This window comes from Pseudomonas sp. SL4(2022), assembly GCF_026625725.1.
Lineage (GTDB): Bacteria > Pseudomonadota > Gammaproteobacteria > Pseudomonadales > Pseudomonadaceae > Aquipseudomonas.
The window spans coordinates 3,469,863-3,485,840 of sequence record NZ_CP113060.1; the positions used below are offsets into that span (position 1 = coordinate 3,469,863).

Genomic DNA, 15,978 nt, shown 5'->3' on the forward strand with positions numbered 1-15,978 from the left:
TTTATAAGAAGTTTATTTCGCGCTGTTTTTCGTGTGTCGAAGAAGTGTCGAAACCATCCAGCGGGTTGAGACGCAGCGCACCACGCAGATGGGAAGGGGACAAGTGGGCATAGCGCATGGTAATGGTCAGCGACGAATGCCCCAGCACCTCCTTTAAGGTCAGGAAATGTCCGTCGTTCATAATGAAGTGGCTGGCAAAGGTATGACGTAGCATGCGCAGCAGCTGCATAACCTGCGCGAGATGTGGAAGAAGTCCCGTACTCAGTAGATCAACCAGCTGCGCGGGATCTTCCGTGAGATGGGCACCGAAGCGCCGGCCAGCACAGCCGCTTTCTTGCGGGCAGCTGGTGAGTTCCTGGAGCGCCCGGAAGTCTGTGTCTTGCGTGGGGCGCTGCAGGTCGATCAACCTGTACGAGCAGTCGATGCACGAGTGCGAAGCGCAGCTGGCATGCCTACGACGAGATCGTACGCAGACTCGACGAAGTCAGCGGCGTCGGCCTGCTGACAGCGAGTGCGCTGAAAACCGCAGTAGGCCGCCCGGAACGCTTTACCAATGGCCGCCAGCTCAGCGCCTGGCTGGGCATGAGCCCGAGAGAACACCGCAGCGGCGAGCGCCGCAAACTGGTGCATATCAGCCGGCAGGGCAACACCTACGTGCGCACGTTGCTGATCCGCGTGATCGATTGAACGCTTGGCCCCCGCTGCGCGAACTACAGAATGGCCAGGGCAGAACAGCCCAAAACAGGCCGGATATACGAATGCAATCGCGCTGACGACAAGTGCAAAAGAAAAGCTTTGCTCACTACTTGCGGAGGAGAGTCCATATACCAGTTGTTAGGCATTTGATCCCTCTATTACATATAGCTCGAAACTGTATGGCTCAGCCAGCATTAAGTACTTGTCGCACTTGGGGAAAGATGCCGCAAACCAATCACCTGAATATGTTCGAAACTCTAACTCACCTGTTGTGCCAAGTATTTCGTAACTTACCACAACGAAATCAGCAGCAGAATAAAACTTGTATGAGATAGAATTTCCGTTTGATTCTAGGGGCGGTGGATAATTGGAAATCCCTAGTGAGTGCGGTGGTTTTTCTAGAAATTCATAAGGGTCATTATCTAAAATTTAGGGCTCGGATAAATTGCCGAATACTATTTTAAACACTTCATCATAATCACATGCGTATATCACGCCATCTTTTGGCAGAGTCACACCTCGAATTCTTTCCGATATTCTTGGCAAGCCTAATTTATTATTGATTGTGCCTAACGTTTGGTTAAGGGCGTGCTTTAGCCCGTCCCAGTGAGCGAAGTGAACGGTTTGAACCTGTTGTTAGGTGAGGCCTCATAGTACATCTAGGCAGTCTTCTTCTGCTGGAACTTCTAGTGAGTGGTAGAGATCCTGGAAAGTAACTGCTGCGATGATTCCATTAATTGCGGCATCTAAACCTCTTGATTGTGGTAAAAAAGGGTCGGCACTACAATAATCATTTCTTAAGTATTCAATGATTTCCGACTTTAACGTACCAATATCTATATCTTGTTTATCAAGATGAATTTCAATACGATTTGTGGTGTTAAGTATGCTAAATATTTTTTGCCAAACAGTATCACCATGAGAACCAAGAACTGATATTTTCGAAATGCGCTTTACCTCGCCTGATGGGTAAAGGATCAAATAGCCAACATTTTCATTATTTAATTTCTTTTGAGACTTGAACTGTGACAGCTCAAACACGCCTGAATTAATTGGTATTAATACTTTTTTGTTACGATCAAGAAATATCATTTGAGGTCTCTAACTGTCTATTCACCTAACGTTTGGTTAAGGGGTGGGCTTTAGCCCGTCCCAGTGAGCAAAGCGAACGATTTGAACCAGTTGTTAGAGGTTAATCGCGCGATTGCCTCTTGTTGGGAGTTTTAAATTTCATAATGAGAAATTATTAACATCTGTAAGATACCAGCAAGTATTCTTCTGTATAAAATTAAATTCAAAGATGTAGTCCGTATCTGGCTTTGTAAACTTTACAGTATATGATGCGTGATCTGAGGAGGTTATTTGCCTAATTAAAGGCACTGACTTTATTTCTTTTTTACTTGGAAAAGAGCGGATCTGCTTAGTGTTAGCCTCTTCGAGGCTTGATACTATTAAATTAATAGTTGCTGGTTCTGGTTCGGTCTCAGTATTTATGTATGAGTAATTAAGTGGAAACTGCATATGCTCTTTCTGGAATTGTGCATTTTCTTGAAATTTTACAAGGTATTCCTCAAAATCTTTTGTGCACAAATTTTCCGCATTTACAGAAAATGAACAGAGCAGAAGGGCAATAGTAAAAATTCGAAACATGATTTCCTCTAACGTTTGGTTAAGGGGCGGGCTTTAGCCCGTCCCAGTGAGCGAAGCGAGCGACTTGAACCACTAGTTAGGTATTACTTGCACCTTTTTCCAAGGATTTCTACGAAACGCATGAGATACCCATCTGGATCTTGAGCTAAAAATTCTATCTGTCCTTCTTCGGTGCTAGGAGATGTTTCATACCAAGACTCTGTAGGCTCTCGAAATAGTGAAATTCCACTATTTATAAAATTTTCCAAAATTGTACTAATGCTTTCTACTTCAACTTGAAAGTTTACTCCACGGCCATAGGGCGGATTTAGATCGGCAGTTTTCCAGTTGTCCGGATGGTCTTCCTCAAGCATTAGTTGAGCATGACCCAGTTCAATGTAAACAAACTCAGGGGATGAGCGTCTGAATCGGATTTGGAAGCCCGCGGCAAGGTAAAAACCCAGAGAAACATCCACGTTCGAAACGGTCAATTCAGGAACAAGAGGATTCCAATAGGTCATCGTGTAATACCTAACGTTTGGTTAAGGGGCGGGCTTTAGCCCGTCCCAGTGAGCGCAGCGAACGATTTGAACCAGTTGTTATGCTTTGCGCGATAAGTTTGTGATTTACTTTTATGTTTTTAATTTATGGTTGATCAGGTATTTTACTTATTGAGCCACGCTGGTTTAGTGCAATGTATAGCGCGCCTAAAATTGATCCGCCAAAGATAAGTATATTAGACGTTAATGACTCAAACTCATATTTTGCATGCTGCATAAATGCTGCGTGAAGAAAACCATGAATAACAATAAATATTGAAAATCCGAGTTGAGTATTTTGGCGGATACTCATGTTTGAACTCGATAGAGCCGCGACCAGCAAAGCAAAAATTGGGATGTGAGCCCAAATAAATACAATTTCACCATGCTCACTAGGGAGCCAACTTGTGAGAGGTAGAACAAGCCACTCATTATTACGCATTGCATCTAGTTCATGAGTAAAGAACATAGCTACGGCTAGATAGAGAACTTTATCTTTCATGGTTGCACCTCACGCATAACGTTAAGTTAAGGGGCGGGCTTTAGCCCGTCCTAGTGAGCGAAGCGAACGACTTGAACTTGTAGTTAGACGCGGTGGCAAGTCGGACATTGATATGGTAAGCGACGAAAACTTTACCTTAAGTCGAACCAAAATGGTGGGCAACGAACGTGCTGACGTTTGCCGATAAAGCAAAATCTTGCAAGCAAAGTGTTGTGCGCCGATGAAGGGACGCGAGTGCCGACCAAAAAGAGAACGGATGTCAGTCATTTTGCGAGCCGAAGAGGAGGAGATTCAACTCGTTTTGCAAAATGAAAGTATATGACTGGATACTGCGATTGTGAGACTTTGACATAATTTTGATGCTTCCTTGCATATTAATACCGCCAAATTTATAGCCGCTTCTAACGTTTGGTTAAGGGGCGGGCTTTAGCCCGTCCCAGTGAGCGAAGCGAACGATTTGAACCACTTGTTAGGTTTATTCGTCATCGAATATTAGCCATGAATGACAGATGGTTTCATGATTTTTTGCTATGAAGAAAACTTCTAATTCTTTCGCGTCGAACACACGATGTAGCCAGTGTTCTGGAATAGGTCCGCGGACTACGTGGTACTCAAGCCCATACTTTACGAGCGGTTGTGACTTAAGAATGTGAGAGTTCAAAAGGATACTCTCGCCTTGTTTTAAGTTCCAAAGTTTATTCAGAGTTTCGCTGTCCGTGACTGTGTCTTCTGCAACAGTTATTAGTGCATTAGATAAAAGCTTTTTCTGAAGACGCACACTTCTAGCCATGAATGAACCTAACGTTTGGTTAAGGGGCGGGCTTTAGCCCGTCCCAGTGAGCGAAGCGAACGATTTGAACCAGTTGTTAGCGCTCTGGCCACTCACCTTTAAGACGAGACTTTTCTTTATTGAAAGTGGCTGATTTAACCGTAGGTAGGTCTTGTGCAAATGTGAACTTTGCCCAGAACTCACATTCGCAAGATGCGTACATGCCAATTGTCGAGTATGGTTCATAAGTTAAATTCAAAGTGCCAGACTCAATTGTGAACGCGGGCTTTTCGCCTGCATCTGCTCCGCATGTGGATGGGTGACGGACTAGAAATGTTAGTCCGTTGTTCGATCCCATCTTCCAAATTTCAGGCTCATGATTTTCTTCAGTCCAGTCGCCGCTACAACCAAGAAATTCAAATGACTTCAGCTCGGGATTTTCAAGGCTCTGCACATCAGCAGCGACTGAAAATGTGCAGAAAATCAGTGTGGGCAATATTGCGGCAGTATTGAGTTTTGATTTCATTATGGCGCTAACGTTTGGTTAAGGGGCGGGCTTTAGCCCGTCCCAGCGAGCGCAGCGAGCGATTTGAACCAATTGTTAGACGCTCGGATGTACGCATAATTTGAAGCACCGCATTCCTGCTTGTAACGCGCTACGCGAAATTACTGGCGAAACGCGATAAATCCAATGTTTCGATGTTGCTGGCGAACCGCAATTTCAATGTGCCCCGATTGTGGCGGCGATGGTTCAGTAAACACAAATTTTGAAGTTGTGTGAAGCCTAAAGCAGTGGAGCGGGGCAGCGGTTTGACGCGGTGCAAAAAACAAACTTTCAAAGTGAATTGTCTAACGTTAAGTTAAGAGGCGGGCTTTAGCCCGTCCTAGTGAGCGAAGCGAACGACTTGAACTTGTAGTTAGACGCGGTGGCAAGTCGGACATTGATTTTGTAAGCGACGAAAACTTTACCTTAAGTCGAACCAAAATAGTGGGCAACGAACGTGCTGACGTTTGCCGATAAAGCAAAATCTTGCAAGCAAAGCGTTGTGCGCCGATGAAGGGACGCGAGTGCCGACCCAAAAGAGAACGGATGTCAGTCATTTTGCGAGCCGAAGAGGAGGGGATTCAGTTCGTTTTGCAAAATGAAAGTATATGACTGGATACTGCGATTGTGAGACTTTGACATGATTTTGATGCTTCCTTGCATATTAATACCGCCAAATTTATAGCCGCTTCTAACGATTAAGCTAAGGGGCGGGCTTTAGCCCGTCCCAGCGAACGAAGTGAGCGATTTGAGCGTCTTGTTAGGCATGATAACTTAGTACTGTAAAAGCTCATCATTAACACAGTCATTCAGAACGCCCGATATTTTTTTGCCGATTATTTTTAATACTTCTGATATCTCATTGTTCTTGGGGTCAACGGTATCGCCAAAGGCAAAGACGATCATCTCCTGGCCTGTAAGAGTGATTTGGTCTGGGGCTGTTGATTGAATGGCAAGCCTTGCATCACAACGCGACAGCTTACGATATAACTCGTCATTTTCGCTTAGACCTGCCCACTCAGCGAATTCTCTATTTTCTTCTGGCACCCACTCTGGATCGTTTTCGATTTGAATTATAAAAGGGATGGGTGTTAGAACCATTAGCTGCGGTACAACTACACCGAAGCCACTCCATTCGGTGGAAATAGTCTTCCAATTCGTATTGCTTTCAACCTGCTCAGCAATTGATTGTAGTTCTACGTGAGCTTCACTGGATTCGTAGCAAATGTGAGCTGAAGAAATCATTCGAAGAATGCCTAACGTTTGGTTAAGGGGCGGGCTTTAGCCCGTCCCAGCGAGCACAGCGAGCGATTTGAACCAATTGTTAGGTTTTATTATGGCTGCGTGCACTTTCTAAGAATTTCAAAAAGGCTAGTCGATGCTTACATTTTTCGCAGTACAAGTCACGAACGGTTTCATGAGCCTCAATCTTTTTTATGAGCTTTAATGGATAGTCTGTTGAAGCATTGTCAGGTAGCCCAAAGTACCTAGGAAAGTAAGAGCCGAAGTCTGAATCGCAAAAATCACAAAGCGCTATTTCGGTAGCCCATAACTCAAATAAATAGTATTCATGCTCTTCTTTTTTGAGATCTTCCAGTTCATTAGTTTCATGGCCGCAGTCATAGCATGGTGCTACTTCAATTTCTTGGAGAGGTCCGGTACATATTGGACACTTCATATGTATTACCTAACGTTTGGTTAAGGGGCCGGCTTTAGCCGGTCCCGAGTGAGCGAAGCGAGCGACTTGAACCAGTAGTTAGAAGCTGACGCCTCGCACAATTTTCCTGATTTTATGTTCGCGTATTGATAAGAATAGTGCAGCTAGAAATCCTGGAAGGGCAAATAGAAAACCGGACCAGAACCATGCAGCTAAGGCACCGATGATACAGGTGGAATAAATGATACGTGCTTCGCGAAGACTGATGAGTTCGGAGATATCCTGCTTTTCTGTTGAAAGGCACTTGACTACAAAATAGCTGGCAGGAATGCAGAGAAGTGCAATGAATAAAGAGTTTTCAATGCTTCTCGATATGACGCCTGATAAAGCCCAAATATCTAATGGCATGACTAAAGATAGCAGGCTGTAACCAACGAATTTGGGGCGAGCGATCATGGGATTCTCGGATTCCATGCGACGGCTTCTAACGTTTGGTTAAGGGGCGGGCTTTAGCCCGTCCCAGTGAGCGAAGCGAACGATTTGAACCTATTGTTAGACACCATACTCGCTGTAAGCAGGGCTTGCGTAATAGGAAACCCAGCCGGAAATGTAAGGCAACAGCGCTATAAATAGGAAGGCCAAAAATAATAGCGCACCTCGCCAGCCTCGCGTATGGATGAGATACGCAGGCAATACAATGGGCCAGAGGAAGAAAATAAAAGCGCCGAACTCATAAGGACGATGGAAATTGTATTTCTTTGCGTCATCGAGGCACCACAACGCAACCATGAGGGCAAAAGACCAAGCCATTAAATTTTCATACTCAGGCGCAGGGTCATAACCCAAGTAACCCATGATTGAGTAATGGGCTATCGAGATTACGACTACGATTGCGATATTGATGGACTTACGCATAACTTCCTTGTTGTGTCTAACGTTTGGTTAAGGGGCGGGCTTTAGCCCGTCCCAGCGAGCGCAGCGAGCGATTTGAACCAATTGTTAGACGCTCGGATGTACGCATAATTTGAAGCACCACATTCCTGCTTGTAACGCGTTGCGCGAAATCCCTGGCGAAACGCGATAAATCCAATGTTTCGATGTTGCTGGCGAACCGCAATTTAGACGTGCCCCGATGGTGGCGGCGATGGTTCAGTAAACACAAATTTTGAAACTGTGTGAAGCCTAAAGCAGTGGAGCGATATTGCTGATGTACGCGATTAGAAACCAAACAAGCTGAAAGCGATTGGCTAACGTTTGGTTAAGGGGCGGGCTTTAGCCCGTCCCAGTGAGCGAAGCGAACGACTTGAAGCACTAGTTAGGGCCTTTTGCGAGATGCTTTTGTAGTGCGCGATGCGCTTTGAATAGCGCAATAGTTAGTAAGCCACAGAATGCAATGTACAGTGCAGATAAAAATGCAAACTGCACAGGTTCATTTTCTATTGACGCTATAAATGCAGTGCTTGCTCCTCTTGGTTTGAAATATATTTCGCCTGAAATAATTTGGCTAAATAGGTGCTGTATGGCTACAGCGACGATTAGTGCGCCACTGGCCAGGAGTATGTAATTTCTGTAGTAGCCCGTCGGTCTTTTTGTTTGCGTAAGCTTAATTACAATAACTACTAACAGAAACGGTATTAGTAGTGCAATTGCCACAAAGACAATGAATATTATTGCGCTACCCATTATTGGCCCTAACGTTTGGTTAAGGGGCCGGCTTTAGCCGGTCCCGAGCGAGCGAAGCGAGTGGCCTTGAACCAATTGTTAGAGCGGTGCACGGCGATGGAAACCTAAATATAGCTCTTTGAGTGGATCAGGTAAGGCGTGCCAGTAGGGCGCTGCCTTCTCACCTGGAACCTGCCAGAACAAGTTCTCAGTGAATGAAACATCAATGCAGGTATGGATTTCTTTTGTGCAGTTCTCAAGGTTATTGCTGATGAATATGAAAAGCGCTGCATGACTATTGGGATTTATGCCTTTGCACATCTCTGTATTGAGTGCATTAGCAAGGCTCTGAAACCAAGAATATGCAAGTTCAGGGTCTAATTCGTCCCAAAGCCGGACGTGCTCACGATCAGCTTTAGCTGTGATTTCAGGGAAATGTGATCTGACCGAATTGTATAGGTTTAGGATTGCTTCCATGCTTTTAGCTCTAACGTTTGGTTAAGGGGCGGGCTTTAGCCCGTCCCAGCGAGCACAGCGAGCGATTTGAACCAATTGTTAGACGCTCGGATGTACGCATAAATTGAAGCACCACATTCCTGCTTGTAACGCATTACGCGATAAACCTGCGAAGCGCGATAAATCCAATGTTTCGATGTTGCTGGCGAACCGCAATTTAGACGTGCCCCGATGGTGGCGGCGATGGTTCAGTAAACACAAAAATTGAAACTGTGTGAAGCCTAAAGCATTGGAGCGATATTGCTGATGTACGCGATTAGAAACCAAACAAGCTGAAAGCGATTGGCTAACGTTTGGTTAAGGGGCGGGCTTTAGCCCGTCCCAGTGAGCGAAGCGAACGATTTGAACCACTTGTTAGGTTTATTCGTCATCGAATATTAGCCATGAATGACAGATGGTTTCATGATTTTTTGCTATGAAGAAAACTTCTAATTCTTTCGCGTCGAACACACGATGTAGCCAGTGTTCTGGAATAGGTCCGCGGACTACGTGGTACTCAAGCCCATACTTTACGAGCGGTTGTGACTTAAGAATGTGAGAGTTCAAAAGGATACTCTCGCCTTGTTTTAAGTTCCAAAGTTTATTCAGATTTTCGCTGTCCGTGACTGTGTCTTCTGCAACAGTTATTAGTGCATTAGATAAAAGCTTTTTCTGAAGACGCGCACTTCTAGCCATGAATGAACCTAACGTTTGGTTAAGGGGCGGGCTTTAGCCCGTCCCAGTGAGCGAAGCGAACGGCTTGAACCACTAGTTAGGTTTCACTTGCACAAGTTGTCCCTCACCAGAGTTGCCGCAATTTGTTGAGCAGACCACTGGCGAGTAACCCAGATGGTTAGTGCCGCGCCAGACGTGTGCCACCAAGTATTGTTGCCCATACGATGAGCAGCATTATAGGTGCTCGCAATTCTCCATGCGGCGCGTTCTCCTGGTGTCGTACGCATTGGATTGCCAAAGAGAAACTTACTCGCTACAGCCCACGGGTTGGTAGGTTTAACAGTGACAGGCAGCTTCTCGCTGCATTGGCTCCATACTTTATCAATGACCTCCTGACTGTAGTTCTCAGGATTTGCAGGGACTGGGCGGCCGTCAACTCTGTATATGCCGATGATATAAACAATTCCAGGGAATGCGGCAGCCAATAGAAAAGACACGAGCAGTATTGAAAGGATGACCCGGCGCAAGATAAGCATGGGGTGATACCTAACGTTTGGTTAAGGGGCGGGCTTTAGCCCGTCCCAGTGAGCGAAGCGAACGATTTGAACCACTTGTTAGGAAACGCTATTAGAAGCCACAGTGCATTACTGTGCTGCATACAAATGTTTGATTAATGGCAAGGCCGATAAATGTACTCACGGCAATGGCCGCGCCAACGTAAATTGGCTTGTTATTAGTCTTGCTTTTTAAATATAGCGCACCTGCTCCGGCCCCAATAGCGGCTCCAGGCAAGGAAAACAAATAGCCAAGCCATGTCAGAGATTCTGGGCCATTAGAAACATTCCATGAGTTGAATGCTGCAAGATACAAAGCTAAAACTAATGCTGCACCGGAGATAACAGCTGGACGTGAGTATATTATTGCAGGAATTAAGAATACCCCAGCTTGGGGTAGCCAGAAATAAATAAAATTTTCAAAAAAATATGAGCCTGATGGAGAAATTGTAGCTGCAACTAGAATGCTTATAAATACGCAAAATAAAGCTGCCTGTTTTTCATTAGTAGGGTAGCGCATGACGTCCTTGTGTTTCCTAACGTTTGGTTAAGGGGCGGGCTTTAGCCCGTCCCAGTGAGCGAAGCGAGCGACTTGAACCACTAGTTAGGTATTACTTGCACCTTTTTCCAAGGATTTCTACGAAACGCATGAGATACCCATCTGGATCTTGAGATAAAAATTCTATCTGTCCTTCTTCGGTGCTAGGAGATGTTTCATACCAAGACTCTGTAGGCTCTCGAAATAGTGAAATTCCACTATTTATAAAATTTTCCAAAATTGTACTAATGCTTTCTACTTCAACTTGAAAGTTTACTCCACGGCCATAGGGCGGATTTAGATCGGCAGTTTTCCAGTTGTCCGGATGGTCTTCCTCAAGCATTAGTTGAGCATGACCCAGTTCAATGTAAACAAACTCAGGGGATGAGCGTCTGAATCGGCTTTGGAAGCCCGCGGCAAGGTAAAAACCCAGAGAAACATCCACGTTCGAAACGGTCAATTCAGGAACAAGAGGATTCCAATAGGTCATCGTGTAATACCTAACGTTTGGTTAAGGGGCGGGCTTTAGCCCGTCCCAGTGAGCGAAGCGAGCGATTTGAACCAGTTGTTAGCCCTTGCCGCAGATGTCAGCAATGTTGGGTACCACGAATACCAACCTGGGCCCAGATGACTCGACGTTCATTTCCCTTGCGATCATATTGCTGATCAGCGTCCCAAAGGGATACCAGCTGATTGGGGAATAAATACTCATATTCATCAAACATATGCGCGCCTGAGTTGTCGTGTCTTGTAATTATGGCGAATAGTTCAGAAGCATCTATGTCGAAGACGTCGAGTCCGTATATATGGGCTGCAAAGCGTGGGCTGGAAGAAACACCAATGAAGTTGGCTTGCTCGCTTGGATTGTACTCAACCTGGATAGATGCATCGCAGAAATAATCCGATGATCCGAGAGAGTCCTCTAAAGGGAATCCCTCGCGCAAAAATGCAGTTCGAATTTCTGCGCGTGATGCGCCGAGAACTGCAGGACCAAAGCTATGAAGTGGTACAAATTCAAAAGTTGGCACTGTGATATTCATATGAGGGCTAACGTTTGGTTAAGGGGCGGGCTTTAGCCCGTCCCAGCGAGCGTAGCGAGCGATTTGAACCAATTGTTAGACGCTCGGATGTACGCATAATTTGAAGCACCACATTCCTGCTTGTAACGCGTTGCGCGAAATACTTGGCGAAACGCGATAAATCCAATGTTTCGATGTTGCTGGCGAACTGCAATTTCAACGTGCCCCGATGGCGGAGGCGATGGTTCAGTAAACACAAAAATTGAAACTGTGTGAAGCCTAAAGCAGTAGAGCGATATTGCGGATGTACGCGGTGTAAAAACCATTAAGCAGAATGCGGTTAGCTAACGTTTGGTTAAGGGGCGGGCTTTAGCCCGTCCCAGCGAGCGCAGCGAGCGATTTGAACCAATTGTTAGACGCTCGGATGTACGCATAATTTGAAGCACCACATTCCTGCTTGTAACGCGTTGCGCGAAATCCCTGGCGAAACGCGATAAATACAATGTTTCGATGTTGCTGGCGAACCGCAATTTAGACGTGCCCCGATGGTGGCGGCGATGGTTCAGTAAACACAAAAATTGAAACTGTGTGAAGCCTAAAGCATTGGAGCGATATTGCTGATGTACGCGATTAGAAACCAAACAAGCTGAAAGCGATTGGCTAACGTTTGGTTAAGGGGCGGGCTTTAGCCCGTCCCAGTGAGCGTAGCGAACGGTTTGAACCAGTTGTTAGAGGGCAATTGCACGCTTTCCTCTAAGGGATTCAAAGATTTTGAATGAAAGAAAAGGTGAAGCGACTATTTGGCGGAATGAATATATGATGAAAATTATTAGGTAAACCAAGTAGTAACCGAGCAGGCTAATTGCAATTATGTATTTTGATAGTCCGCTTGATACAAGTGGAATAGTGAATTCGCCATCGTGAGCGACAATTAATAAAGCCGAATTTAACAAGCCAAGAGTGAATGCTAGGGCTAGCAAGGAAATAGAAAGGTCGAATATTTTTAATGCCGTCAATTGTGCTTGGCTGGCAGCGATTTTCCTATAAATGAAATAAAGAGCTATTGGGGTTATTAACATTGCCCATGGGGCGATAGCGCCGGAGGCGAAAATTATAATTGGGGTTGCTGCGGAAATGTACTTGTCTTTTTTTGTTGCTTCCAAGGTAAACTCCTTTTGACCTCTAACGTTTGGTTAAGGGGCGGGCTTTAGCCCGTCCCAGCGAGCACAGCGAGCGATTTGAACCAATTGTTAGACGCTCGGATGTACGCATAATTTGAAGCACCACATTCCTGCTTGTAACGCGTTGCGCGAAATACCTGGCGAAACGCGATAAATCCAATGTTTCGATGTTGCTGGCGAACCGCAATTTAGACGTGCCCCGATGGTGGCGGCGATGGTTCAGTAAACACAATTTTCGAAATTGTGTGAAGCCTAAAGCAGTGGAGCGATATTGCGGATGTACGCGATTAAAAACCAAACAAGCTGAAAGCGATTGGCTAACGTTTGGTTAAGGGGCAGGCTTTAGCCCGTCCCAGTGAGCGAAGCGAGCGATTTGAACCAATTGTTATGCGCCTTTTGCTTGGATTCCAATAAATAGCTTTAAGCTTGGCCAAGACAAGAATAACCCAAATGCCATGAGGCTAACCCCTAACCATGGGCAGTAACTGTTTTCTGTGGCCCAAAGGCCAGCCTTGTGGATGAGATTTTTTGAATCGCCATCATTCATAAGGAACAGGCAACTTTGCGCTTCAATTGCATGATATCCAAGTGTAATAAATCCTACACCAACTGATAAGAACAATGCTGCATGGCCAAGAACAAGATACTTAGCCTTACTGGGAGTTCTTGAATAACCCCCTAGCCAAAATAAAATTAGAGATAATGAGAATGCGTTAATCGCTAGAAGTGAAATTATAAGCGTGACACCACTAAGGCTCTCGGATAACACCGCAGCATTTAAAATTAGCGTTACAAGGGTAATGAAAATTGCAAAGAAGTATCGAGTCATATTATTTTTGCATAACGTTTAAGCTAAGGGGCGGGCTTTAGCCCGTCCCAGCGAACGAAGTGAGCGATTTGAGCGCATTGTTAGGCCGTTTGAAGTTTTTGTAGGAGTTTATGACCCTCGGGCCAGGCACCCAAACCGCTAGAGCTATTGATATGACCGGCCTCACCGATGTTAACAAGATCACTACCCCATATCGAAGCGCACTCTTCAGCGTACGAGATACCACCGTAGGGATCATTGGTGCTTGCGACAATAATAGATTTGAAAGGCAAGCGCTGGATTGGCAATGGCTCGAACCCTGCTGCTTGAGTTGGAAATATTGGATTTTTGGGATTTGGTACAGCGACTAGTAAAGCAGCTTTGATTTGTAGATTTGTTTTTACCGCCCAGTGCGCGACGAGCAGACATGCCAAACTATGAGCTACCAGAATAGTGCTTGGGCCAGCAGATCTAACGCTTTCTTCAAGAGATTCGACCCATTCTGAGCAGTTTGGATTGTCCCAGCTTAATTGATTGACGCGAATATAATTATTATTAAGTTGTTCCCAGCGACTTTGCCAGTGTTCTGGCCCCGAATTTCCAATGCCTGGTAGCGTGAGTACTTTCATGTTGGCGAATCTCCTTTTCGCAAAGGCCTAACGTTGGAGCTAAGGGGCGAATTTGGCGAAGCCAAAGACGTCCCACTTGAGCGACTTGTTAGAGTGCATAGCTCTTGCACTCACGATAAAGGCTCTGCATGCGCTTGTTGCCCTCTGTTTTTGGTTGAAGGCCGCGAGTAAGCATGATCTTAAGCAAGGGGCGCGCGATGCCGACAGAATAACGCCCCTTTTGAAAAGGGAACTCCTCTACTACCCAAGTGAAGCCAGCGGACCTGCAGAGGATCTCTCCGTAGTAGAAGCCAATAGCATGAGGAATTGAATAGCTACCGGCCCCAATCTCTGGAGAGCCAGACTCAATAAACCACTTTTCCAGTGCTTTTAAGCTTTCTGGGGTGAAGTCTAGATTGAGGGCGGTGCCCAGCTCCGCAATAAATGCGGATAGAGTTGCATCTTTGAGCTTGAACAAGCTTTCTTGTGCTTGGTTAATGCTCTGGAAGGCAGGCAATTCCTGAGCATGTTGCAATGCGGCATTCATTCCTTGGCGCGACATTTACTTGCACTCTAACGTTTGGTTAAGGGGCCGCGGAACGCGGTCCCAAGCGAGCGGAGCGAGCGACTTGAACCAATTGTTAGGCTGGCTCCGCGCGCGACCTGCTTCGGATGCTTAAAAATGAAGAGGCTACCGAGGCTAGAAAGATAAAAGGGAATATATAGGCAGTTGCTTCAAGATAAAAATACAAGACTTGAGGGTGGCTAAATGCGTATAGAGAGCCTTCCCATGAATCCTCTATCTCTTTTTGGGGAGCGCTTGATATTAATTTTTCAAGCTCTTCTGTAGTGGAGTTTTCTAACTGCTCTTCTGAAATTGCGGAAAGGTCCATAACGACTTCGCCTTCCTCTGGCGCCGAAGACTGCATTGTTAAGCCTGGAGCAACTAGAGAGAGCAAAAGGCTGATTATGGTGCATCTTAAAAGGTCAAGAGCTTTCAAAGGTTCTTCCTTGTGGCCTAACGTTTGGTTAAGGGGCCGGCTTTAGCCGGTCCCGAGTGAGCGGAGCGAACGGCTTGAACCAATTGTTAAATGACAATTTCACGGATGGCCCCTGTGTCATCAAGATATTGTAAGCCATTGAATGTTCTTGAGGTGCCACTCCATGTTGCTGTTGCATGCGCAGGTAATGCAAGGCGATTAACAGTTAGAAATTCTTTGAATTCGGCAATGGTATTCTCATTTGGTTTTGAAATGCCGAACCAGAAGGAATACCAATTGTCATTGTGGCAAACTGAAAAAGACTCTGAGCCATCAAAGCTGCCTTTCAAGATTTTGCCATCAGGAAAGGTAAAGTGTGCCAACTCGATTTCGATGGCGTGCTCTGAAAAGTTAAGATGAGTGTCAGGTATGGCAAATTCAAAGCTGTCATAGCCTTCTTCGTCGTTGTGGTATACACACCAACGATTACTTTCTAGATCAGCAACTGTTAATTCTTCTATGCGTTTTGGCACGGAGCAGGCCATTGTCATTTAACGTTTGGTTAAGGGGCGGGCTTTAGCCCGTCCCGAGTGAGCGAAGCGAACGGCTTGAACCACTAGTTAGGCTGGTGAGAGAAAACTTGGCTGCTCATTGGACACTGAACCCAAGTTGAAGGCAGCTTTCGGAGAGCTTGCTGCGGAATAGTTGCGCGTCGAAGCCGTTGAGTCGCTTTTGCTTTGAGAGGAGCATCTCCGTGGACTCGTGGATTAGTTTTATCACGTACGCAGCGGCCTCGGGTATGGGCAGAGAGTGAAGATGGTGAAAATCGGGTCGAACGCTGTAGTGCCCAACGTTCATTTGATCCTCTATTGCGGGCAGGCCAAACCTCCCACGACCAGACACTCGCTTTTGCAGCCTAAATGGATGGCGAGGACTACCGTCAGGCTTTGAGTGATGTTCAATCAGTTCCAAATCAATCCAAAGATGCTCCATAGAACCGCCGTAGTTTCCCTCCAGCTTGTCAGCGAGTGTTCTGAATATCGGGCGCAGGGTATCGGCCAACTTGGCTGTAGATTGATCAACGATATTTGCGTGAATAGCTACGTGCATATTCGAGTTGCC

18 protein-coding genes and 2 pseudogenes are annotated in these 15,978 nt (G+C 45.8%); 1 reads left to right on the plus strand and 19 read right to left on the minus strand.

Going from position 1 to position 15,978, the window contains the following annotated elements:
* Position 1: 1 nt before the first annotated feature.
* Positions 2–226 (minus strand): annotated as a pseudogene (locus OU997_RS16405) (tyrosine-type recombinase/integrase); the annotation flags it as partial.
* On the opposite strand from OU997_RS16405, the pseudogene OU997_RS16410 reads away from it, so the two are divergent.
* Positions 218–672, plus strand: a pseudogene (locus OU997_RS16410) (transposase); the annotation flags it as partial. The pseudogenes OU997_RS16405 and OU997_RS16410 sit on opposite strands and share 9 nt — an antisense overlap.
* 672 nt (positions 673–1,344) lie before the next feature.
* On the opposite strand, the gene OU997_RS16415 reads toward OU997_RS16410, so the two are convergent.
* The 18 genes from OU997_RS16415 to OU997_RS16500 form a co-directional block, all read right to left on the minus strand.
* The gene (locus OU997_RS16415) at positions 1,345–1,788 is read right to left on the minus strand and encodes a hypothetical protein (RefSeq protein ID WP_267807582.1); all 444 of its coding nucleotides are present in this window, start codon (positions 1,786–1,788) and stop codon (positions 1,345–1,347) included.
* 641 nt (positions 1,789–2,429) lie between these two features.
* Positions 2,430–2,846 (minus strand): bleomycin resistance protein, encoded by a 417-nt coding sequence (locus OU997_RS16420; protein ID WP_267807584.1) that lies wholly within the window; start codon positions 2,844–2,846, stop codon positions 2,430–2,432.
* Between the two features lie 124 nt (positions 2,847–2,970).
* Positions 2,971–3,366, minus strand: a complete 396-nt coding sequence (locus tag OU997_RS16425; RefSeq protein ID WP_267807586.1) for a DUF6713 family protein — start codon at positions 3,364–3,366, stop codon at positions 2,971–2,973.
* 866 nt (positions 3,367–4,232) lie between these two features.
* Positions 4,233–4,661: a hypothetical protein gene (locus OU997_RS16430; protein WP_267807588.1), complete on the minus strand. Its 429-nt coding sequence runs from the start codon at positions 4,659–4,661 to the stop codon at positions 4,233–4,235.
* A 792-nt stretch (positions 4,662–5,453) separates the two neighbouring features.
* Complete coding sequence (locus OU997_RS16435) at positions 5,454–5,924, minus strand: hypothetical protein (RefSeq protein ID WP_267807590.1); 471 nt, start codon at positions 5,922–5,924, stop codon at positions 5,454–5,456.
* Positions 5,925–6,435: 511 nt separating this feature from the next.
* On the minus strand, positions 6,436–6,792 hold the full coding sequence (locus OU997_RS16440) for a hypothetical protein (RefSeq protein WP_267807592.1): 357 nt from the start codon (positions 6,790–6,792) through the stop codon (positions 6,436–6,438).
* A gap of 96 nt (positions 6,793–6,888) precedes the next feature.
* Positions 6,889–7,251 carry a hypothetical protein gene (locus OU997_RS16445; protein WP_267807594.1) on the minus strand — a complete coding sequence of 121 codons (363 nt, stop codon included), beginning with the start codon at positions 7,249–7,251 and terminating at the stop codon, positions 6,889–6,891.
* An 846-nt stretch (positions 7,252–8,097) separates the two neighbouring features.
* On the minus strand, positions 8,098–8,475 hold the full coding sequence (locus OU997_RS16450; protein ID WP_267807595.1) for a DUF7674 family protein: 378 nt from the start codon (positions 8,473–8,475) through the stop codon (positions 8,098–8,100).
* Positions 8,476–9,272: 797 nt separating this feature from the next.
* Entirely contained in the window at positions 9,273–9,704 is a 432-nt protein-coding gene (locus OU997_RS16455; protein WP_267807596.1) for a hypothetical protein, read from the minus strand.
* Between the two features lie 91 nt (positions 9,705–9,795).
* The gene (locus tag OU997_RS16460; protein ID WP_267807598.1) at positions 9,796–10,242 is read right to left on the minus strand and encodes a hypothetical protein; all 447 of its coding nucleotides are present in this window, start codon (positions 10,240–10,242) and stop codon (positions 9,796–9,798) included.
* 91 nt (positions 10,243–10,333) lie between these two features.
* The gene (locus OU997_RS16465) at positions 10,334–10,750 is read right to left on the minus strand and encodes a bleomycin resistance protein (RefSeq protein ID WP_267807599.1); all 417 of its coding nucleotides are present in this window, start codon (positions 10,748–10,750) and stop codon (positions 10,334–10,336) included.
* A 97-nt stretch (positions 10,751–10,847) separates the two neighbouring features.
* On the minus strand, positions 10,848–11,300 hold the full coding sequence (locus tag OU997_RS16470) for a hypothetical protein (RefSeq protein ID WP_267807601.1): 453 nt from the start codon (positions 11,298–11,300) through the stop codon (positions 10,848–10,850).
* 707 nt (positions 11,301–12,007) lie between these two features.
* A complete protein-coding gene (locus tag OU997_RS16475; RefSeq protein ID WP_267807603.1) occupies positions 12,008–12,442 on the minus strand; it encodes a hypothetical protein in 435 nt (144 codons plus the stop codon).
* 403 nt (positions 12,443–12,845) lie between these two features.
* Complete coding sequence (locus OU997_RS16480; protein ID WP_267807604.1) at positions 12,846–13,289, minus strand: hypothetical protein; 444 nt, start codon at positions 13,287–13,289, stop codon at positions 12,846–12,848.
* Between the two features lie 80 nt (positions 13,290–13,369).
* Complete coding sequence (locus tag OU997_RS16485; protein ID WP_267807606.1) at positions 13,370–13,897, minus strand: RBBP9/YdeN family alpha/beta hydrolase; 528 nt, start codon at positions 13,895–13,897, stop codon at positions 13,370–13,372.
* A gap of 88 nt (positions 13,898–13,985) precedes the next feature.
* Positions 13,986–14,438, minus strand: coding sequence for a hypothetical protein (locus OU997_RS16490; protein WP_267807607.1), 453 nt, complete (start codon positions 14,436–14,438; stop codon positions 13,986–13,988).
* A 79-nt stretch (positions 14,439–14,517) separates the two neighbouring features.
* Complete coding sequence (locus OU997_RS16495) at positions 14,518–14,877, minus strand: hypothetical protein (protein WP_267807609.1); 360 nt, start codon at positions 14,875–14,877, stop codon at positions 14,518–14,520.
* Between the two features lie 86 nt (positions 14,878–14,963).
* Entirely contained in the window at positions 14,964–15,407 is a 444-nt protein-coding gene (locus OU997_RS16500; protein ID WP_267807611.1) for a hypothetical protein, read from the minus strand.
* Between the last annotated feature and the right edge of the window lie 571 nt (positions 15,408–15,978).